We start from the raw sequence: 19491 nt of genomic DNA, 5'->3' as shown, positions 1-19491 counted from the left end.
ATGATTATCAATTTCACAAAGATGCAGAGGCACATGATGGATGATTTCACACTCGCACGGGTTATACATGTCGTCGCCGTTCTGATGTGGATTGGCGGCGTGGCATTTGTAACCACGGTAGTCTTGCCATCCATAAGGCGCACGCATCAATCTGCCGACCGCCTCTCTGCCTTCCATGGGCTCGAAAGCGGTTTTTCCTGGCAAGCACGGATATGGGTGCTTCTGGCTGGCGCGAGCGGATTCTGGATGACATGGCGCGCCGATTTGTGGAGTCGCTTTGCCGATCTGCATTTTTGGTGGATGTGGGCAATGTTGCTGGTGTGGCTGATATTCGCGGCGATGCTGTTCGTGCTCGAACCGCTGTTCCTGCACAAAAGGATGGCGGCCTCGCCACAGCCGCAACAGGATTTCCAGCGCATGGAGCGGATGCACCGCATCCTGCTGCTCGCTTCAATTCTTGCGACCATAGGCGCGGTGGGCGGGAGCCACGGCCTTTGGTGAAACCCGACATCCTGCTTGCTGCACCCCATCGGCTGCTGTTCCTGATTGGCGTCGTGCAGCTTGCCGCCATGATGCTTTGGTGGCTAACGGTGCTGTCAAGACTGCATTTGGGAATGGCCGCTCCTGCGGGCGGAGATATTCCGCAAGCGCTGTTGCATGCACCTATTCTGGTTTATCTGGCACTGCCGCCTCTGTTTTTCGGTTTCCTGCTGACGGTGTTCCCGCGCTGGATGGGTTATCCCGATATAGAGCGCGAATCCTTCGCGCCCGTCGCTGGCGGATATGGCCTCGCTACATTGCTGTCTTGGGGAGCATTGTTGTCTGGTAACGATAGGCTACTCGCTGCAGCCTTCGCGTCAGCGTCACTTGCATGTCTTTGGGGTTTCAGCGTGCTGCTCTCGATTGCGCTGCGCGAACGCCACGATGGAAAGGCACCCACTTGGCACGGTTGGTCAATCCTCGCCGCATTTGTTTTTGGTCTGATTGGACAAATTGCCCTGATGGCCTTCATTCTCAATCCGGCAGCCGCAACTCTATCTCTTGCCAACAGCCTAGGGCTTTGGGCCATGCTTTTGCCTGTTTTCGTGACGGTGTGTCACCGCATGATCCCATTCTTCGCGGGCAACGTCGTCGAAGGCTATGTCCGGTGGCGACCAAATTGGATCTTGGGGGCCTATTGGGGGCTGACAATGCTCATAATCGCAGGGCAGTTACTCGCCGTCAGTTTTCTTCAGACATTCGCGGCACTCCTGTTGAGTGCACTGACGCTATTGATGAGCTGGAAATGGTGGCCGCGCACTAAGGCTCCCGCCCTGTTCTGGGTGCTTATCATTGGCTTTGCTTGGGCGCCCATCGGATATGCGCTATGGGCAATTTCGAGCCTTGGCCTGCCGATTGGACGCGCACCCGAGCATGCGCTGACCATAGGCTTCGCAGGAAGTCTTCTGATCGCGATGATCACCCGCGTCACTCAGGGTCATTCGGGTCGACCTTTGGAACTGCCCCTCGCTGGCAAATTTGCCTTTGTCGGCATGCAAAGTGCGGCGGCTGCCCGTATAGCCACCGCCTTGTATGCCGAGGATGGCTTTTGGCTGGTCATTTCAGCAATTATCTTCCTGATCGCATTCCTCCCTTGGGCGGCCCGTAACGCTCGCATCTATCTCTCGCCCAGAAAAGACGGAAAGCCCGGATGACCCTTTCTATGACGCCCGACGACGTGCTCGCGCTGCTCAAGGAAGGTAATCGTCGCTTCCTTTCGGACGAGCCGATAACGGTCCAGGCCAGCCGCATGAGCCGCCTGCGCATGGCTGCCGCTCAGCATCCGATTGCCGCCTATCTCAGCTGCTCGGACTCGCGTGTTGCACCTGAGCTTCTGTTCGGCCGCGGTTTGGGCGAACTGTTCATCGTACGCAACGCCGGAAACAGCCTGTGTTCGACGGCAATCGGCAGCCTCGAATTTGCAGTCACCGCGCTGGGTGTGCCGCTGATCGTCGTGATGGGACATGAAAATTGCGGTGCAGTGCGGGCTGCAGTATCTGTGGTGAAGGAGCATTATGGCTTTTCAGCGAATATCAATAAGGTGCTTCAGCCGCTGTACCCTGCGATCATGGAAGTAGGAGAGGATTGCCAGCACGATCTGGTCAACACTGCTGCCCGCCATAATGTCCAACGCGTGGTGCGTGAATTGCAAGACGAAGCCTCCCCTGCACTGCGTCGCCCGCAGGAACTAGGAACATTGAAGGTTGTGGGCGCCTTTTACGAGTTGGGCAGTGGGGAGGTGGAGTGGCTAGGCCTCTAAGACAATTACAGTAAGGGTCTGTAAGTTTGATGTAATTTTCTTTCCCACTAACATCGTCTGAACCTGCCGGCACCATGCTGTTAGTCCTTGTTCGGCCATTCCGGCTAACGGAGCAACATCATGGGACTTTCGGATCTTGACCCTGCCGTACACGAACGGCGACCTTGGAATGCTGAGCGAAATGTCGGGCCCAAACGCCCATTAAAGCCCAGAGACATCTGGGCAATTCGCTTTTACCTGGATGAACATAGGCGACTGCGGGATAGGGCTTTGTTCGACCTAGCTATCGATAGCAAGCTTCGCGGTTGTGATCTCGTTAAGCTGAAAATCGGTGACATCGTCAGCGGAGGGCAAATCCGTAATAGAGCCACCGGCATCCAACAGAAAACAAATAGGCCTGTGCAGTTCGAGATAATGACCGAGGCGCGAAGAAGCGTTGAAGCATGGCTGCAGCGTCGCGGCGGCACGATCTTCAATTTTGTATTTCCGAGTAGGGTTGATTACTTGGGCCATCTCAGCACCAGACAATATGCACGCCTTGTCAATGAGTGGGTATCGATAGTCGGGCTCGACAAGCGCGAATATGGGACCCACTCGATGCGCCGGACAAAGGCATCCTCGATTTACAAGGCTACCGGTAACCTGCGGGCTATTCAGATTCTACTGGGTCATACCAACATCGAAAACACAGTCAGATATCTGGGTGTTGATGTCGATGACGCGCTGACGCTGTCGGAGCGAACCGACATTTAAGGCTTTGCTGGCCTCCGACACTTTCGGAGACCAGCGACTCTATTGATGAATGAATGACGCATTATAACAAATGGACCAGGATCGTTTTATGACTGCTTTGTTAGCGATACTGGACATACCTGTTCAAAAATAGCTTGGAGCGGCCTTTTGTAGCCACTCCCAACTTTTTAACTTTAGCAGTTAGAAACGACCCTGCACCATCACACCAAAGGATCGCGGGGGAGAATAGGAACTAAGCGAGTTGTCTAAGAACGAGACTGGATTGCGGCGCAGAACTCGATATTGATCGAGCACGTTCTGGACGAATCCAGTTACTAAGAAACGATCATTTTCTGAAGTCCAAGTTAGCCGCAGGTTTAGATTGAAAAAATCTTCTGTCTTGCTGGTCGGCGACAGCTGTGGGGCTTTTACCCCATTGCCAACCCAGTAAAATGAGCCCTGTAGGTAAGAAAAGTCGACTTGCGGCGACAACGTACCGGCTCCGCCAGAAAGCGGCGCATCTACCCGCAACACCGCATTGGCTGTCCACGCTCCGGTACCCGGCACTACGTTGCCCGCACGATCGACGGGACCTGCTCCTGTCGGTTCAATGAATTCATCGTACACGCCCTTCTGCCAGCCTATGCCGAACTGCGCCGTTACCAACTTCGTCGGTCGTAAAGTGCCCTCAAGCTCGAAGCCGTAGAAGTGCACCCGGTCGGCTCCGCTTAGAAACTCGCGGCCGAACTGGTCGACTACCTTCTGATGATAATTGTCCACATCATAATAGAACACGGCTGCGTTCGCCAATATTCGCCGATCCGCAAACGCGAGCTTGGTACCTGCTTCGTAGGCCAACACCTTTTCTGGACCAATGGAATTGGCTTCGGACAGGTCGATGAACGCCGCAGTGTTGAACGCGCCGCTCTTCACTCCGCGCGAAAGGCTGGCATAAATCAACGCATCATCTGTAGGCTTGTAGTCGAGAGCGAAACGCCCACTCCAGTTTGTCCACTTGCGATCCTGCTGGGAGGTCTCCAGTCCGGAAAGATCGGTGACATCCGATAACTTGACATTAAACGGGTCAACTGTCCGTCCATTTGTGAAGGTCGCAAAACCGTCGTAGTTAGCGAAGGTCAGATCGAGGCTGCGTTTGTCCCAAGAGACGCGGCCGCCAATAGTCGCTTTAAGCTTGTCGGTCAGCTTGTAGTCAGCTTGAGTAAACAAAGCGAAGGATGAGAGTTTCTGCGCGTACTCGTCAAAAACCAAAAAAGCTGCCTGATCAGCTCCAAAATAGCCAAACGCACCAGAGTCATCGCCAGCGAAGAACCAGGTTGTACCATCTAGCTTTTCATGAAGGTAGTAGGCGCCGAGAATGTAGGACAAAGGCCCTGAAGATTGTGAAGTGAGGCGCACTTCCTGCGAGAACTGTTTAGTGCGCGTGTCTGCCCCCTGCACCCCATAGAGGGCCGTTTGCATTGGTCCGGCGCCGTAACCCAAATCGAGTACACCAATCTGGCGCCCATCGAAAAAGTTAGTCAGATAGCCTGAATCGATTTTCAGGTAGCCGCTGATCACATCGAGCCCGACCGCTCCAAGATCGGCCTTGAAGCGAGCCGAAAGTTCTAGCGCCTTGACGCGCTCATCCTGTCCGAGTTCATTAATCACTTCTCGCTTTCCGCCAAGAGCCTCGCCAGTGAAATTGTTAACCGGCTGCTCGGTGTGGCGGATTGTGGGATCACCTTTGAAACGTCCATATTGCGCTTTTAGCAGCAGGCTCGAATTGTCGGATGTGTCGATATCAACCAAGCCGCGGACAGCATAACGCTCATTCTCACCGATCCTCTTACCAGTTGCGAGATTGAGGAAATCCCCATCTTGGCTGCGATAGTAGCCGGCAAGGCGCCCGCGCACCTCATCTCCGGCCAGCGGGCCGCTTAGCGATGATTCAAGCATTCGCTCGTCACGGCTGGCGTAGGAAGCTGAGAAAAACCCCTCGAAAGTATTGGTAGGACGGCGAGAGATAAACTGAATTGCACCCGCCGAAGAATTATATCCGAATAGCGTGCCTTGGGGCCCTTTGAGAACCTCAACACGTTCTAAGTCAAATAGGGCAAAGCCTTGACCGGTTATGTTGTTAATGAGCACGTCATCGCTGTAGATCGGCACCGGAGTGTTAGCCGAGGGGTTGAAGTCCGGATTACTCACTCCGCGCACGGCGAATAGCGGAGCACTAGCACCAAACGTAGCCTGAGCTGTTACATTCGGAATTTGCTGAACAATTTGTGTCGCATCCTGCATACGCAAACGCTGCATATCATCGCCGTCAATTGCTGTTACTGCCACTGGTACGTCGCTCAAGCGTTCTGACCTGCGTTGTGCGGTCACGATAATCTCTGAGTTGTCGGTGCTCACAGTCGCGGTATCCGACACCTCCTGCGCCAGCGCCGGACGTGTAAACGCGAGCGCACAAACCGTGCAAATAAGACCTGTTTTAAGGTTTGTCATAACGCCTCCTCCAAAAGTTTCTTGCTTCCTGTTTTTGGATAATGCATGTTTTCATAACACTTGTCATTTTAAAAAATGGAGCGGGATATGGAGAGCGGCAGCCAGTTTGACGGTAAGACGAGCGTTGAGGTAGATGTTGCAATCATTGGCGCGGGGCTATCCGGTCTTGTTTCGGGCCTGGAGTTTCAGCGCCAAGAAAAAAAGTCTTTTGTAATTCTCGAAGCGCGCGACCGGGTGGGCGGTAGAACGGTCAATCATGATATCGGTAACGGCGTCGTCTCGGACGGGGGAGGTCAATGGATCGGCCCGACCCAATCCGAAATTTTCCAACTAGCGAATGAGTTCGGAGTGGAAACGTTCGATAGCTATTATCATGGAAAGACCGTGTCTTTCATTGGTGACGAGACATTTGTCGAAGGAAGCGAAGACGGCGCAATCATTGCGAGCAGCCCATTAGTCGATGAACTTAACGCTATGGCTAGAGAAGTGCCGAGCGCCGCACCATGGACAGCGCCGCACGCTTTGGAATGGGACCAGTTGTCGGTAGCTGACTGGTTGGCAACAAAGTCTCCAAGTGAGGAAGAACAAATCAATTTCTTCCTCTCGACCACGTTGACCTATGGTGCGCCGCCGGAAAAGCTAGGATTGTTGCACTACCTAACGCTAATCAATTCGTTTGAATGCGATCTCGCCCGGCTTGAATCTATGAAGAATGGTGCGCAGGAAAAACGGTTGGTGGGCGGATCGTGGGCTCTGTCTGCGAAAATGGCCAATCAATTACAGGGAAAGATCATTTTAAGCACTCCCGTACGAAAGCTCGTTGGTTGGGATCAAGACATAGTCGAACTTCATACTGATCGGGGAACTATACGCGCCCGTGAGGTTATCTTCAGCCCAAGCCAAGTTGTAGCTCGCAACATCCAATTCACCCCCTCTCTCCCACCTGACCGGGCAGAAATGCACACTGCCTGGCCGATCAATGCCCGCATGCGCAAAGCAACCCATGTCTATTCACGCCCCTTTTGGCGCGAGGGAGGGTTCAATGGTCAGGTGCTTGATATTGGCGGTGCTTTGCTATGGTCAGCAGATAACTCCCCACCGGACGCGTCCGTTGGAATCCTAATCTGCTTCGTACGCGAAGGTGCGTTAACCACTGATACGGGCGAGGCGGGCCGCGAACTGGCAAAGATTTATGCCAGAGCGTTCGGAGACGAGGCACTCCATTTCGACCAATATCATGAGGTCGACTGGGGAAGCGTCGACGAATGGACTCTGTCATGCGTCTCGCCCTATCCTCCAGGTTTTCTTACTCGCTGGGGCGCCGCTTCCCGAATGTCGATGGGCCGAATACACTGGTCAGGCACCGATATGGCTGAGCTTCATCCAAGTTCAATGGATGGCGCTATTAGAGCTGGGCGCAAAGCAGCACTTCAAGCTTTTGACGCTCTTTCACGGAGATGAAAATGTCGACGAATATCATCTATAAGCCCGAAGGTGGCTGGATCGAACCACCGTCCGACATTCAACATGCACTGAACGGACAAGCAACTGCCGATGTAATAATCGTTGGTGGAGGTTTCGCTGGTCTTTCTACAGCGCTCGAACTGCGTGCACGCGGCGCCGACGTCATAGTTCTCGAAAGTCGCTTTGCCGGTTTCGGGGCGAGTGGCCGTAACGCTGGATATTTAGCGGGTGGTCAAGGTCTTGATTACCACATGTTTATGAAACGACTTGATCGCTCGCAGGTCGCTGCGATCATCCGCTACTTTGAAGAGGGTGTTCGTTATGTTGAAAGCAAGCTCGAGTCCTATGGGATTGATTGCGATTATCGTCGTTCAGGCTTGATCCGCGCTGGCGTTCATTCAAGCCAAGAAAAGCAGTTGCGCGCCAATATGGAACTCGGGATCGAACTTGGTGCCCCGGCCGAATTCCTCGACAATGCTGCAATGAGGGCGCGAGGTATACCACCCGCCTTTTTGTTTGGCTATGCGACGCCAGGTGGAGGAACTTTGAACCCAGGCAAATATGTTCGTGGACTACGCCAAGCCGCGCTTGAACATGGCGTGCGCCTTTTCGAAAACTCGCCGCTAATGGATTGGAGTGATGGAAAGATAATCGAGTGCCGTACTCCTGATGGCACTGTACGTGCGCCTCATTTGGTCGTTGCAGCCAATGCATTCGCACCAGGGTTGGGTTTACTTAAGGATAAAGTTGTTCCGCTTCGGGTTTCGGCGATCGAAACCCACCCGCTAACCCCGACGCAGCGCGCCTCACTCGACTGGCCAAATGCGGAGGGAATAACAACCCAGCACCTCGTAATGGAGAGCCATAGGCTGACCGCGCACAATACGTTGGTCATCACTACAAAGCAGCTGGGCTATTCCTTCGGATCGAGCACGCCCGAGGTACCAGACAATCATACCTATCGAAAACTTGAAATCGCCCTGAGGGATCGTTTTCCAACCCTACACGATGTTGGGGTGAAGGCCGCCTGGAGCGGTTACATCAGTTTCGCTTTCGACGGCTTGCCGGTGGTCGGCGTGACGGGTGAACATGACAACATTTTATATACAGCGGGTTGCTCTGGCCACGGCGTTGGAACGCAATCGCTGGTAGGTTTAGTGCTCGCAGAACGCATTGGCGGCACCGAAAATCCTTTCCTGTCAGCGCTGCAGCATGCCACCCCGAAGACGTTGCCGGAACCGTTGCAGTGGGTGGCTGTTAGGTCATTACTCGGCGCTGCTCACGCTGCGGACGAGCATGTCAATCGCAAGGTACGACGCGGCGGCTAGAGCATCAGCCGCCGCGCGAAAATTCAGTTTTGACTGGAACCCGCCACGGCAATCACACGAACTTCAACTTTGTACTCAGGGGCTGCGAGCTGTGTTACCCCTACCGCGGACCAGCAAGGATAATGACTAGGGAAAAACTCGTCCTTGACCTTACTAAATGCCTCTATTTCACCGTGCAGATCGGTGTGAAACGTCATTAGCTCAACGACATCCTCCAAGGTCGCCCCAGCTTCGGCAAGTGTCTGGACGATACCTTCGAATGCAAGCCGGGCCTGCGCAGCCATGTCGACGCCGGGCTTGAAATTGGCGTCGATGCCAACCTGACCTGACAGCCAGATTGTATCACCGACCCGTATCGCTGGCGCGAAATGATAATTGTCGTACAGAGCCTCGGTTCCCGGAGGCTTGATGATTTCGCGTTTTTTCGGGGCCATGCTATTCCTCTCCAATTATACGACTTGCTGGAAAACAGGTGACCGGAATGGTTGCCCTTCGGTCAGCTTTTTCATCTCTTCGACAAACAGCACACCCTCCGGTGGGATACGCGACGCACTATTCTGTGGCAGCGGATAATAGATCGCATCGTCGCCAAAGAACCGCAAAACTAGCGTGTGACGTTCGGGAAATTGGGCATCTACATGGGCGCCGCCATGCAAAGAATGGGGATGAAGGAAAACCACATCGCCTGGTTCGACATCCCAAGAGAGGAGGTCATAAGCCTTCGGGTCGTGCGACAGCTCGGCATCAACGTCGGGAAGGCGGGGACGAAACGGTACCGCCGTTTCGCCGTGTAGAGGCGCAGTCGGATTGTTGGGATCTTCGAACGTCGGCCCGTCATAATAGATACCGCGATGAGACCCTCGAACGATTTCCAAAGAATTCTTCTTCGGCACAGCTTCGAAGCTGATCCATACGTTACCCCAATGTGTTCCACCCCATGGTAGATAGGACGTATCCTGGTGGAAAGAGGTGCGCGCGCTTTTCCCGCCAGATTTCAGGAAAACCTCCTCGCCAAAGTACCAGACATTTTCAGACCCCCAAAGTTCGGAGAAAATCCGTCCAAAAGGAAGTCTTTGTACCAGTTGGTCAAGACGCTCCTTTGCCCGCGGGTTGGAATTGTCGACATGCGATCGCTGCTCGCCAGAAAACATGCCAGATACATGAGGACCAGGGTTCTCGACGCACCAGTCGAACACTTCGCGGCAGTCGGCAAGCTGCTCTGCGTTCAAGCAGTTCTTGACGAGAACCGCCCCGTTTTCCTGCCATTGTTGGCGCAACTCTGTTTCCATATTCAACTCTCCCAACACGATGATGTGCTTGAAGGTACCACATGTGATTTATTTACGCAACATACGTTATGCTAATTGTTCTTTTCATCTCGGCCTGCTAGGCAATCACGATGGATGAAAATTACAATGTCGCTCCAAACCCAACGCGGAACACCGCTGCCCGCAGCTCATCCGTAAAGCGGGGCCGACCACTTGGAGACAGGGACGGCAGGCGGAGAGAACTGCTTAGGGCTGCGATCGCCATTTTGGCGGAAAGTGGGTTTGCGGGTACCTCGCTGCGCAAAGTAGCGCAGCGTGCTGGGTTTACTACTGGTGCTGTCACATATTATTTTGCAAACAAGGAAGCGATGGTCGTTGCAGTCATCGAACACTTGTGGGACGAATATGACTCGCTTCTCGAAATGGGCTCAAGCCTCGAAGCTCTTAAACGCCGACTGAGTGCGTGGATTGCAATGAATGTCGAGTCGGACATTGTCGAGGCCCAGTTTCAGCTTCTCGCTCAGGCCAAATGCGAGCCCCTGTTAGCTAAAATTTATCAGCGCCGCTATGCTCATTACAGAAAACGCCTGACTGAAAACATTCTAGGGCAGCAGCAAAGTGGTCGAATTCGCCAAGACATTCCTGCTGATTTGCTTGCCGATCATATCAGCGCAATGGCCGACGGTTGGAGTATGATGCTTCATGTCGAACCCAAGCGCTTTGAACCACAGCGTCTAAATGCTCTATTTGATGGATTGACAAGGTTGCTTGAGCCGCATCCAGCCGAGGACTAATCTTTTAATTTCATTGGGTTGGATAAGCTAATCGCTGGATTTTGGCTCTTGACATCGTTAACTCAAGCATATTTTAGATGACAGGTGTTTTGTTATATGCTTTCCCTCGCTAGGGGATGTAGCGAGGTGAACATTGGGCATCGAGGAGCAAAAGCGAGCAAACTCATCTGATATGCAGGATGAGGGGCGCGGATATTATGGTTGGCGCATCGTTGCCGGCATGTTCTTTATGACCGCTGTTCTGTTCGGTTCAACAATCTACGCGTTCATCCTCCTCGCGGAAAACATTGCCATTGAAAAGTCCTGGTCCGCAGCCTCTTCGGGTAATCTGGTTTCGGCGATGTGGCTGGTATCACCGCTGGCACTCTTTTGCGCACCGCTAATCGCCCGCGTCGGCGCATGGCGAGTTTTGATAGCTGGACTTTTGATCCTTGCTGCAACATTCGCGGCAACCTTTGCAGTTGAGACCTTTTGGCAAATCTACCTACTCCGAATGGCAATGGGTGCGGGCAAGACTTTGGCTGTAGTTTCTATGCCGGTCATCATTGCTGAGCTCTTTTCACGACGATTCGGTCTCGCGATTGCCATATCCTGGTGTGGTGGCGCATTTGGTGGGTTGGCCCTTTCTCCGATAGCCCAATTGCTTATTGCAAAATTTGGTTGGCGCCTCACTGCCCTTTCAATTGCGGCAATGATGTTGATCGTGGTTGCAACACTAGCGTCGCTTGGTCGAGCTTATCGCTCGGTTGACATTAAGCGCGGGAAGTATCGTGAGAAAGACCATGCGGACGGCAACGTCTCGTACTGGAGCCGCATGGCGACAATCGATCTCGCACCAGCGATCTTCATGGCATTGGCAGTCGCAGCCTCGGGGATTGCGGTACTTGCCTTTGCAATAGAAATGCCCCCGTTTCTCGAAGCACGCGGTTTCTCGCCAACGGCCGCGGCTACGATCCTTGGCCTTTCAGCTGCCGGTGGCATGATCGGCAACCTACTGGCCGGATGGATGTTGGACCGTTGGAGAAGTGACTTCGCCAGTTGTGCGGTGGCGCTTATGGTTGTGAGTGGCCTCTCGGCTTTCGCCTTGCTGGACACGTACCCTCTAACAAGTTTGGCAAGCGCGGGAAGCTTGCTGTTCGGAGTTGGGCTGGGATTAGCTGAGATTTTATGGATCACTCTGACCAAGCGGCAGTTTGGGGCAAACCTGTTTCCACTGACGTACGGCGGCTGGAGCTTCTCATATGCAATTGGATACGCTCTGGCAGGCTATTCCAGAGCTGCAGCGAATGAAGTACTCAGCGGTGACCAGTTCTTGTTATTCATCGCCGCCTTGTGCGCACCTACTGTGGTTCTTAGCGTGTGGAGACCCAAAAAGCGAAATCATGAGCCATCGACACCGGCAGCCACGTAAACTGAGGCAAATTATCTGGACCTATGCGATACTACAGGCGTCAGCTTAGGGTGTACCCAAAAGGTAGCACACAGGTTTGGGTGGTGCGAAAAAAGTTGGTGCACCCCGCCGATAACGGGGACAAAACGCATCCAGTCAGCAATTGTCCGAATGCCGTCTCTGCATGAACGACTGGCAGCTATTAGATGAACGATCAGGTGCGATCAACGCCCGATTTGTTAGCGGTCTAAGTCGCTCCCATGTAGATGTCACAACACTTATGACGTGTCGCCAAATCCATTTAGTGTCAAATTACCGACCGGAGTCATTCGCCGTACACCGTCGAAGATCGAAGCGATGACTATGGCTGAAATTATGGCTAAGCAGATTTAGATTGAAAATATCGTTTAATTACAATCAAATTTGAATCCCTCCGTCTCCGCCATTATTCTCGCCGTTAATTGCCCCAGATCAATGCTGGATTGCACAATAGGGCTGACAGAGCCGAAACTTCGGCTTAGGGGCCTTTCCATGTTCGCCTTGCGACTCTTTTTGCGCACGCATTACCGGCTGGCCATGCTGCTGGTTACGTTGGCGTTGCTGGCAAAAGCGGTTGTGCCGATGGGCTATATGGTCGGGCAGTCCGGCAAGACCTTCACTGTCATGGTTTGCGCCGATGGCAGCGGCGAAATGCAAAGCCGTGCGATCACTGTTCCGATGCAGCCTGGATCGCATGACAAGCAGGATGCCCCCCGGTCGGGCAAGGCCTGTGCTTATTCGGCAACGTCAATGGCGGCGCTGGGCGGGGCGGATGCGCCTTTGTTGGCGATTGCGCTGCTCTTCATTCTCGCGTTGGGTTTTGCACCAACACCAACGCTGCAACTTCCCCAAACCATGCACCTTCGCCCGCCCTTGCGCGGGCCACCGGCTCTGGCCTGACCTTTCCGCCCGAATAGTCAGCTTTGCTGATCCGCCTGGAAAAGGGGCGGGTTGGCATATCCGGAGTATCCAATATGAAATCGAACAGTTTTTATCCGCTCGTCGGGATTGCATTATTTGCGCTAGCTGCGCCGGTTCTGGCCCACAGCTTTGCCATCGCCAAAATCGCGATTGGCCATCCGTGGACGCGCGAAACTGCCGCCACGCAAACCGTAGGCGGCGGCTTCCTGACCATCCGCAATACTGGCAAGACCACCGACCGGCTGATTTCAGCCAGTTCGCCATTCTCCACCGAAGTTCAAATCCACAACATGAGCATGGACGGCGGCGTGATGAAAATGCGCCAGCTCAAAGACGGTATCGCTATTCCCGCCGGCCAGTCAGTTGAACTGAAACCTGGCGGTTTGCATCTCATGTTTATCGGCCTCAAAAAGCCCTTCAAACAAGGCGCCAAAATCCCCGCAACATTGAAATTCGCCCGTGCGGGTTCGGTGCAAGTGACCTTCGCCGTGCAGCCGGTTGGTTCGACTGCACCGATGGAGGCTGGCCATGCCGGACATTGATCAAAGCCAAGCCGATGATACAGGGGCAATCCGCAAATTGCTCTGGGTTATGGCGGTTGTGGCAGCCTTGCTGGGTGGGTTGCTCTATCTTGGCCTTGAGAAAAGCGGTGCCGAAAAGCCGGCATCAACTGTCGCCGCCTTGCCCTTTGGCGGGCCGTTCGAACTGACCCGCTCAGACGGAAAGCTGCTAACCGACAAAATGCTGGCAGGCCGCCCTTATGCGATTTTCTTCGGCTTCACCCGCTGCCCCGACGTCTGCCCGACGACATTGTCGCGACTGGCATTGCTGCGAAAGAAACTGGGAGCAGATGGCGATAAATTCGATATCGTTTTCGTTTCTGTCGATCCTGATCGCGACAAGCCTGCAGACATAGGGGCGTATACCGAGATTTTCGGCACCCCCATTGTCGCTGCAACCGGAACCGATGCGCAACTCGCCCAAATCCGCAAAGGCTTTGGCGTTTATGTCAAAAAGGTGCCGCTGGACCCCAGCAAACCGGATGGCGATTATACGATAGACCACACCGCCGGCATCTTCCTGATGGATGCCAAGGGACGGCTATCGTCGATCATCGATCACCATGAAGCCGAAACCACCGCGCTGGACAAGCTGCGGATGCTGGTTGGCTGAACACCCGAAATTGAAAGATTAGAAAATGAAAACACGATTTTTTGCGGCGACCGCGCTTGTGGCGGTCGCGTCTGTTTGCCCTGCTTTTGCGCAGTCATCGGACCAGACCGATGGTAATCTCATCATCGTCACTGCACAGCGCACCACCGCGCTCAACCTTGACCGTGAGGCCGAAGAAGAATTGGCGACCGGCCCCGATGCTGCGGCTTTCATCGCGCGCCAGCCCGGCATGGCCTTGGTCGATAATGGCGCGTTGTCGGGACAGGTGCAGATGCGCGGGCTGTTCGGCGAGCGTATAGCGCTGCGTATCAATGGCCAGCATTTCGCAACCGGCGGCCCCAATGCGATGGACCCCGCCATGCATTATGCGCCGATGGCGCTGATCGACCGGGTCGAGATTGCGCGCGGCGCCTCTCCTGTGCGCGATGGCCCCGGGTTGGGTGGCGGTATTAACGCAGTGTTGAAACAGACACGTTTTGGTGAAGCCGGTACGCTTGCCCCGCAGGTCGATGTCTCCGCACAATATCGCAGCGTCGATGACAGTGTTGCTATCGGTGGCATAGCCGGTCTTGCCAATGACCGGGTACGGTTGGGAGCGATCGCATCGTGGGAGAAAGGCGATGACATGCGCTTCCCGGGCGGACGCGTCGGCGGCACCGGCTTCGAGCGCGCGGTTTATGGCGTGCATGCGGGATTGAGGACAGGGCCAGGAGAAATCTCACTGGAATATCGGCGGCAGGATACCGGGCGTTCCGGCAACCCGCCCTTTGCGATGGACATCATTTACTTTCATACCGATTTCTTCCGCGTCGGATTTGAGGGCGAATTGGCATCCGACCTGACTCTTGAAGCACATGCTGACTATTCAGGTGTCGAGCACCGAATGAACAACTTCGCCTTGCGCCCGACCCCCACTGTGGCAGCGACACGCCAGTCAGACACCTATGCCGATACAATGGGTGCAGGACTTTCCCTGCGCTTTGGTAGCTCCGACCGGCATATCCGCATTGGTGGCGACTTCGAAGCGATCGACAAAGGGTTCATGCTCTACAACCCGCTTTCTCCCACCTTCTTTATCCACCCGCTTGATCGGGCGAAAAGTGATCGCATCGGCGCATTTGCCGAAGCCAGAGCGGCGCTGGGAATAGTTGATGCAGAATTGGGTTTTCGGGTTGATCGTCACGGCGCCAGCACCGAAGCGCCGCGCTTCGGCCCGGGCGTGCCAATGGGGCCAGCCAATCTCGCGCGCGCTTTTGCCAATGCCGACAGGGAATGGTCAGGAACCTCGGTCGATGCGGCTTTGCGTCTCTCCGCAGAATTGGGAGTAATAACGCCGCGATTCACCCTCGCCCGCAAGACCCGCGCGCCCAGTCTGGTAGAACGCTTCGCATGGCTTCCGACCGAAGCCAGCGGCGGATTGGCCGATGGCAATATCTATGTCGGATCGCCAGCACTCAAGATCGAAAAGGCTTGGCTCGCCGAAGCCGGATTCGACTGGAAAAGCGAGACGGCCTATGCTCGACCGCTGATCTATTATCGCCGTCTTGAGGATTTCATTCAGGGCGTTCCTTTTGATGCCACCCCCGGTGTGCTTGATACACCGGTCGAAATGGTATCGGCGGCGAGCGGCGATTCCACACCGCTGCGCTTCGCCAATGTCGACGCCGAAATTTACGGCGCCGACGTTGCATTCGGCACGCGGATTTCGGGGCCGTTGAGGTTGGATGGCGTCGCCAGTTTTGTACGCGGCAAGCGGCGGGACATATCGGACAATCTTTACCGCATTGCGCCGGCCAATGTGCGAGTCGCCCTCGCATGGGAAGCCGATCACTGGTCGCTGACTGGAGAAGCCCTCGCGGTTGCCAAACAGCGCAAGGTTTCAGCCACCAACGGCGAAGTTCCGAGCCAAGGCTATGTAACCTTTAACCTGTATGGGAACTGGATATTGCGTGATGGCTTGCGCCTTGATGCCGGTGTCGAAAATCTGTTCGACAAATATTATGTGGAGCATCTGGCCGGATATAATCGCAACAGTGGCTCTGACGTAGCGTTAGGCGCACGCCTGCCGGGCGCTGGGCGTTCGGCCTTTATCCGGCTGCGCTGGGAGTCCTTCTGAAACGCGGTACAAGCTGCTCCGAGAGGCTTGCAGGTGCGCGATGGAATCGGCATAGCCACCTGCAAGTCCAAGGAGAGTCCCGCAATGAAGACCCGTGCTGCCGTCGCCTTTGAAGCCAAGAAACCGCTCGAGATAGTTGAGCTCGATCTGGAAGGTCCGAAGGCAGGCGAGGTGCTGGTCGAGATCATGGCCACGGGTATCTGCCACACCGACGCTTATACGCTCGATGGTTTCGACAGCGAGGGGATTTTCCCAAGCGTTTTGGGACATGAAGGCGCGGGTATCGTACGTGAAGTGGGTGCAGGCGTGGCCAGTGTGAAAGCCGGTGACCATGTCATCCCGCTCTACACCCCCGAATGCCGACAGTGCAAAAGCTGCCTTTCGGGCAAGACCAATTTGTGCACCGCGATCCGCGCGACGCAGGGCAAGGGTCTAATGCCCGATGGCACCACGCGTTTCAGCTATAAGGGCCAACCCATCTACCATTATATGGGCTGCTCGACCTTTTCGAACTTCACCGTGTTGCCTGAAATCGCGGTTGCCAAGATCCGCGAAGACGCACCCTTCCAGTCGAGCTGCTATATCGGTTGCGGCGTGACTACCGGCGTTGGCGCTGTGATCAATACGGCCAAGGTACAGGTGGGCGACAATGTCGTGGTCTTCGGGCTCGGTGGCATCGGCCTTAACGTGATCCAGGGGGCACGCCTTGCCGGTGCGAACGCAATTATAGGCGTCGACATCAACCCCGACCGTGAGGAATGGGGCCGCAAGTTCGGCATGACCGCCTTCCTCAATTCGAAGGGCATGAGCCGTGAGGATGTGGTCGCCAAGATCGTCGAAATGACCGACGGCGGAGCGGATTACACCTTCGATGCCACCGGCAATACCGACGTGATGCGCACCGCGCTCGAAGCTTGCCATCGCGGCTGGGGCACTTCGATCATCATCGGCGTGGCCGAAGCCGGCAAGGAAATCGCCACCCGCCCGTTTCAGCTCGTTACCGGTCGCAACTGGCGCGGCACCGCCTTTGGCGGGGCCAAGGGCCGCACCGACGTGCCCAAAATCGTCGACATGTACATGCAGGGCAAGATCGAGATCGACCCGATGATCACCCATGTCATGGGGTTGGAGGAGATCAACACCGCTTTCGACCTGATGCATGCGGGCAAGAGCATCCGCAGCGTCGTGGTGTTCTGAAGTTTCAACAAAGGAGAGAGACTATGTTTAGCCATATTATGGTCGGCGCGGACGATATGGACGCCGCCAAGAAATTCTATGACGCGACGTTCGCGGCGTTTGGCGGCAACCCCGCTGTCGTCGACGACAATGGTCGCCTGATCTATATGCACAATGGCGGGCTTTTCCTCGTCACTCCGCCAATCAATGGCGAGCCGGCCTGCTGCGCCAATGGCGGCACCATCGGTTTCGCGATGTCGCCTGAGCAGGCCGACGCCTGGCATGCAGCAGGTGTTGCCAATGGCGGCAAGGCCATCGAAGATCCCCCGGGCTGGCGCGAAGGCGGCTTTGGCCGTCTCTACCTCGCTTACCTGCGCGACCCGACCGGCAACAAGCTCTGCGCTCTGCACCGGGGCTAAAATTGGACAATGAAGCGCGCCTCTATGCCGAGCTGGAGGCGCGCGGCATTGCCTTTGAAGTGGCAGAGCATCATGCGGTGTTCACCGTCGATGAAAGCCGGGAACTGAATGCCACCCTGCCCGGCGCACATACCAAAAATCTGTTTCTCAAGGATAATGGCGGCCAATTCTGGCTGGTGACCGTGCCGGGGGAAATCCGCGTTGACCTGAAAGCACTACCTGCAACCATAGGTTCGAAACGTCTCAGTTTTGGCAAGGCCGAAGATTTGCTGAGGCTTCTCGGGCTGACACCCGGATCAGTGACGCCCTTAGGCGCGATCAACGATGCCGCAGGCGACGTTCAAGTCGTGCTCGACCGCGATCTTTCCGAAGCCGGTACCGTCTGGGTGCATCCGCTGCGCAACACAGCTTCGCTGGGCCTTTCCGGAAGCGATCTTGTGAGGGCGCTCGACAGCTGGCAGCACAATCCTCAGATTGCAGATATTCCCCGCCTTGGCGAAGCCGTATCGGAATGAAGAGGCTGGCCATAATCTGGCACAGCATGACTGGCGGTTCACAAGCGCTGGCGGAAGCTGCCGCAGCGGGCGCGCGAGCCACGGACGGACTGGAAGTCGTGCTGCTTCGGGCCGACGCCGCAAATCCGAAAACGTTGCTCGATGCTGAAGGCTATATCTTTGCTTTCCCCGAAAATCTTGCAGCGATCAGCGGGGTGATGAAGGCCTTTTTCGACCGCAGCTATTATCCCTGCCTCGGGCAGATCGAAGGACGACCCTATACCCTCTTGGTTTGTGCAGGATCGGATGGCAGCAATGCGGTGCGGCAGGCGGAACGGATTACCACCGGCTGGCGGTTGAAACGTATCGCCGACAGCCTGATCGTCTGCACCCATGCACAGACGCCCGAGGAAATCCTCGCCCCGAAAGTCATCACTGAATCCGATCTGGCCAAGGCGCACGAACTGGGTGCGGCGATGGCGGAAGGACTCGCACTCGGGATTTTTTAGCCCCGGCGATGCTCGCTCTTCACCCAGCGCACGGTGCCCGATGAAGCGCGCATCACAACGCTTTCAGTGGTGATCTTGCCGTCGCGGGTGCGCTTTACGCCTTCGAGCAGCGAACCGCTGGTCACGCCGGTTGCGGCGAAAATGCAGTCGCCCTTGGCCAGTTCTTCAAGATCGTAAATCTTGTCGAGATCCTCGATGCCCCATTTGCGCGCGCGCAAACGTTCGTCATCGTTGCGGAACAGCAGGCGGCCCTTGAACTGCCCGCCAACGCAGCGCAGGGCTGCAGCGGCCAGCACGCCTTCAGGTGCGCCACCAGAGCCCATGTAGAGGTCGATCGTCGTGTCCGGATCAGTGGTCGCAATCACGCCGGCAACGTCGCCATCGGGGATCAACATGATGCCGCAGCCCAATGCGCGCAATTCTGCAATCAGCTTTTCGTGCCGGGGACGGTCGAGAACACAAACAATAATCTCTTCGGCCGGAACACCCTTTTCCTTCGCAACGGCAAGGACGTTTTCCGTCGGCGTTTTGGCCAGATCGATGATGCCGGGCGAGTAGCCCGGGCCGACTGCCAACTTTTCCATATAAACGTCGGGCGCATTCAAAAGATTGCCCTCTTCGGCAACTGCGAGCACCGCCATTGCATTGGGGCCGGCTTTCGCTGTGATCGTAGTCCCTTCGAGCGGGTCGAGCGCGATATCGATCTTGGGGCCCTTACCCGGCGCATTGCCGACCTTTTCGCCGATATAAAGCATCGGCGCCTCGTCGCGTTCGCCTTCGCCGATCACGACGGTGCCGTCCATGTAAAGATCGTTGAGCGCAGCGCGCATCGCTTCAACGGCGGCGGCATCGGCGGCCTTT

Annotated in this window: 20 protein-coding genes; 16 read left to right on the top strand and 4 right to left on the bottom strand. The window is 55.5% G+C overall.

Annotated features, from left to right (window positions below; all coding sequences use genetic code 11):
• Positions 1-36 precede the first annotated feature (36 nt).
• The 4 genes from PKC81_RS11515 to PKC81_RS11500 all read left to right on the top strand — a co-directional run bounded on the left by PKC81_RS11515 (position 37) and on the right by PKC81_RS11500 (position 3052).
• Positions 37-501 (top strand): hypothetical protein, encoded by a 465-nt coding sequence (locus PKC81_RS11515; protein WP_115549494.1) that lies wholly within the window; start codon positions 37-39, stop codon positions 499-501.
• Positions 498-1694, top strand: a complete 1197-nt coding sequence (locus tag PKC81_RS11510) for an NnrS family protein (RefSeq protein ID WP_324336208.1) — start codon at positions 498-500, stop codon at positions 1692-1694. The genes PKC81_RS11515 and PKC81_RS11510 overlap by 4 nt, the downstream gene beginning before the upstream one ends.
• Entirely contained in the window at positions 1691-2299 is a 609-nt protein-coding gene (locus PKC81_RS11505) for a carbonic anhydrase (RefSeq protein ID WP_324336206.1), read from the top strand. Before PKC81_RS11510 ends, PKC81_RS11505 begins: the two co-directional genes overlap by 4 nt.
• Positions 2300-2419: 120 nt before the next feature.
• Complete coding sequence (locus tag PKC81_RS11500; RefSeq protein WP_324336204.1) at positions 2420-3052, top strand: tyrosine-type recombinase/integrase; 633 nt, start codon at positions 2420-2422, stop codon at positions 3050-3052.
• 180 nt (positions 3053-3232) lie between these two features.
• Here the strand turns inward: PKC81_RS11500 and PKC81_RS11495 are convergent, their stop codons facing one another.
• Positions 3233-5539, bottom strand: a complete 2307-nt coding sequence (locus PKC81_RS11495) for a TonB-dependent receptor (RefSeq protein WP_324336202.1) — start codon at positions 5537-5539, stop codon at positions 3233-3235.
• A gap of 87 nt (positions 5540-5626) precedes the next feature.
• Between PKC81_RS11495 and PKC81_RS11490 the strand changes: the two genes are divergently transcribed.
• Both PKC81_RS11490 and PKC81_RS11485 read left to right on the top strand, forming a co-directional pair.
• Complete coding sequence (locus PKC81_RS11490) at positions 5627-7000, top strand: FAD-dependent oxidoreductase (RefSeq protein WP_324336200.1); 1374 nt, start codon at positions 5627-5629, stop codon at positions 6998-7000.
• Complete coding sequence (locus PKC81_RS11485; protein WP_324336198.1) at positions 6997-8331, top strand: FAD-binding oxidoreductase; 1335 nt, start codon at positions 6997-6999, stop codon at positions 8329-8331. The genes PKC81_RS11490 and PKC81_RS11485 overlap by 4 nt, the downstream gene beginning before the upstream one ends.
• 23 nt (positions 8332-8354) lie before the next feature.
• Here PKC81_RS11485 and PKC81_RS11480 read toward each other — a convergent pair whose 3' ends face one another.
• A complete protein-coding gene (locus PKC81_RS11480; RefSeq protein WP_324336196.1) occupies positions 8355-8765 on the bottom strand; it encodes a RidA family protein in 411 nt (136 codons plus the stop codon).
• A 15-nt stretch (positions 8766-8780) separates the two neighbouring features.
• Entirely contained in the window at positions 8781-9620 is an 840-nt protein-coding gene (locus tag PKC81_RS11475; protein WP_324336194.1) for a phytanoyl-CoA dioxygenase family protein, read from the bottom strand.
• 110 nt (positions 9621-9730) lie between these two features.
• On the opposite strand from PKC81_RS11475, the gene PKC81_RS11470 reads away from it, so the two are divergent.
• From PKC81_RS11470 to PKC81_RS11425, 10 genes are all read left to right on the top strand, one after another.
• On the top strand, positions 9731-10393 hold the full coding sequence (locus PKC81_RS11470) for a TetR/AcrR family transcriptional regulator (RefSeq protein WP_324336192.1): 663 nt from the start codon (positions 9731-9733) through the stop codon (positions 10391-10393).
• Between the two features lie 133 nt (positions 10394-10526).
• A complete protein-coding gene (locus PKC81_RS11465) occupies positions 10527-11804 on the top strand; it encodes an MFS transporter (RefSeq protein ID WP_324336190.1) in 1278 nt (425 codons plus the stop codon).
• 531 nt (positions 11805-12335) lie between these two features.
• Positions 12336-12722, top strand: coding sequence for a hypothetical protein (locus tag PKC81_RS11460; RefSeq protein WP_324336188.1), 387 nt, complete (start codon positions 12336-12338; stop codon positions 12720-12722).
• Between the two features lie 74 nt (positions 12723-12796).
• Positions 12797-13285, top strand: a complete 489-nt coding sequence (locus PKC81_RS11455; RefSeq protein ID WP_324336186.1) for a copper chaperone PCu(A)C — start codon at positions 12797-12799, stop codon at positions 13283-13285.
• Complete coding sequence (locus tag PKC81_RS11450) at positions 13272-13916, top strand: SCO family protein (protein ID WP_324336184.1); 645 nt, start codon at positions 13272-13274, stop codon at positions 13914-13916. The genes PKC81_RS11455 and PKC81_RS11450 overlap by 14 nt, the downstream gene beginning before the upstream one ends.
• A gap of 25 nt (positions 13917-13941) precedes the next feature.
• Positions 13942-16032 (top strand): TonB-dependent receptor, encoded by a 2091-nt coding sequence (locus tag PKC81_RS11445; protein WP_324336182.1) that lies wholly within the window; start codon positions 13942-13944, stop codon positions 16030-16032.
• An 84-nt stretch (positions 16033-16116) separates the two neighbouring features.
• Positions 16117-17229: an S-(hydroxymethyl)glutathione dehydrogenase/class III alcohol dehydrogenase gene (locus tag PKC81_RS11440; protein ID WP_324336181.1), complete on the top strand. Its 1113-nt coding sequence runs from the start codon at positions 16117-16119 to the stop codon at positions 17227-17229.
• Positions 17230-17252: 23 nt separating this feature from the next.
• Positions 17253-17627, top strand: coding sequence for a VOC family protein (locus PKC81_RS11435; RefSeq protein WP_324336179.1), 375 nt, complete (start codon positions 17253-17255; stop codon positions 17625-17627).
• A gap of 2 nt (positions 17628-17629) precedes the next feature.
• Positions 17630-18142, top strand: a complete 513-nt coding sequence (locus PKC81_RS11430; protein ID WP_324336178.1) for a prolyl-tRNA synthetase associated domain-containing protein — start codon at positions 17630-17632, stop codon at positions 18140-18142.
• Positions 18139-18630 (top strand): NAD(P)H-dependent oxidoreductase, encoded by a 492-nt coding sequence (locus tag PKC81_RS11425; RefSeq protein ID WP_324336176.1) that lies wholly within the window; start codon positions 18139-18141, stop codon positions 18628-18630. The genes PKC81_RS11430 and PKC81_RS11425 overlap by 4 nt, the downstream gene beginning before the upstream one ends.
• On the opposite strand, the gene glpX is transcribed toward PKC81_RS11425, so the two are convergent.
• The coding region (glpX, locus tag PKC81_RS11420; protein WP_324336174.1) for a class II fructose-bisphosphatase at positions 18627-19491 on the bottom strand (865 nt) is incomplete at its 5' end. The genes PKC81_RS11425 and glpX overlap by 4 nt on opposite strands.

Source organism: Sphingorhabdus sp. (assembly GCF_035329025.1).
Classification (GTDB): domain Bacteria; phylum Pseudomonadota; class Alphaproteobacteria; order Sphingomonadales; family Sphingomonadaceae; genus Sphingorhabdus_B.
Note: the sequence above shows the minus strand (reverse complement) of the source record. Positions and strands in the feature narration are given on the sequence as shown.

What these genes read in the sequence shown, in the direction of transcription:
- PKC81_RS11515 (WP_115549494.1), top strand. Translation starts at nt 37, where the DNA reads ATGGATGATTTCACACTCGCACGGGTTATACATGTCGTCGCCGTTCTG.
- PKC81_RS11505 (WP_324336206.1), top strand. Translation starts at nt 1,691, where the DNA reads ATGACCCTTTCTATGACGCCCGACGACGTGCTCGCGCTGCTCAAGGAA.
- PKC81_RS11500 (WP_324336204.1), top strand. Translation starts at nt 2,420, where the DNA reads ATGGGACTTTCGGATCTTGACCCTGCCGTACACGAACGGCGACCTTGG.
- PKC81_RS11495 (WP_324336202.1), bottom strand. Translation starts at nt 5,539, where the DNA reads ATGACAAACCTTAAAACAGGTCTTATTTGCACGGTTTGTGCGCTCGCG.
- PKC81_RS11490 (WP_324336200.1), top strand. Translation starts at nt 5,627, where the DNA reads ATGGAGAGCGGCAGCCAGTTTGACGGTAAGACGAGCGTTGAGGTAGAT.
- PKC81_RS11485 (WP_324336198.1), top strand. Translation starts at nt 6,997, where the DNA reads ATGAAAATGTCGACGAATATCATCTATAAGCCCGAAGGTGGCTGGATC.
- PKC81_RS11480 (WP_324336196.1), bottom strand. Translation starts at nt 8,765, where the DNA reads ATGGCCCCGAAAAAACGCGAAATCATCAAGCCTCCGGGAACCGAGGCT.
- PKC81_RS11475 (WP_324336194.1), bottom strand. Translation starts at nt 9,620, where the DNA reads ATGGAAACAGAGTTGCGCCAACAATGGCAGGAAAACGGGGCGGTTCTC.
- PKC81_RS11470 (WP_324336192.1), top strand. Translation starts at nt 9,731, where the DNA reads ATGGATGAAAATTACAATGTCGCTCCAAACCCAACGCGGAACACCGCT.
- PKC81_RS11455 (WP_324336186.1), top strand. Translation starts at nt 12,797, where the DNA reads ATGAAATCGAACAGTTTTTATCCGCTCGTCGGGATTGCATTATTTGCG.
- PKC81_RS11450 (WP_324336184.1), top strand. Translation starts at nt 13,272, where the DNA reads ATGCCGGACATTGATCAAAGCCAAGCCGATGATACAGGGGCAATCCGC.
- PKC81_RS11445 (WP_324336182.1), top strand. Translation starts at nt 13,942, where the DNA reads ATGAAAACACGATTTTTTGCGGCGACCGCGCTTGTGGCGGTCGCGTCT.
- PKC81_RS11440 (WP_324336181.1), top strand. Translation starts at nt 16,117, where the DNA reads ATGAAGACCCGTGCTGCCGTCGCCTTTGAAGCCAAGAAACCGCTCGAG.
- PKC81_RS11435 (WP_324336179.1), top strand. Translation starts at nt 17,253, where the DNA reads ATGTTTAGCCATATTATGGTCGGCGCGGACGATATGGACGCCGCCAAG.
- PKC81_RS11425 (WP_324336176.1), top strand. Translation starts at nt 18,139, where the DNA reads ATGAAGAGGCTGGCCATAATCTGGCACAGCATGACTGGCGGTTCACAA.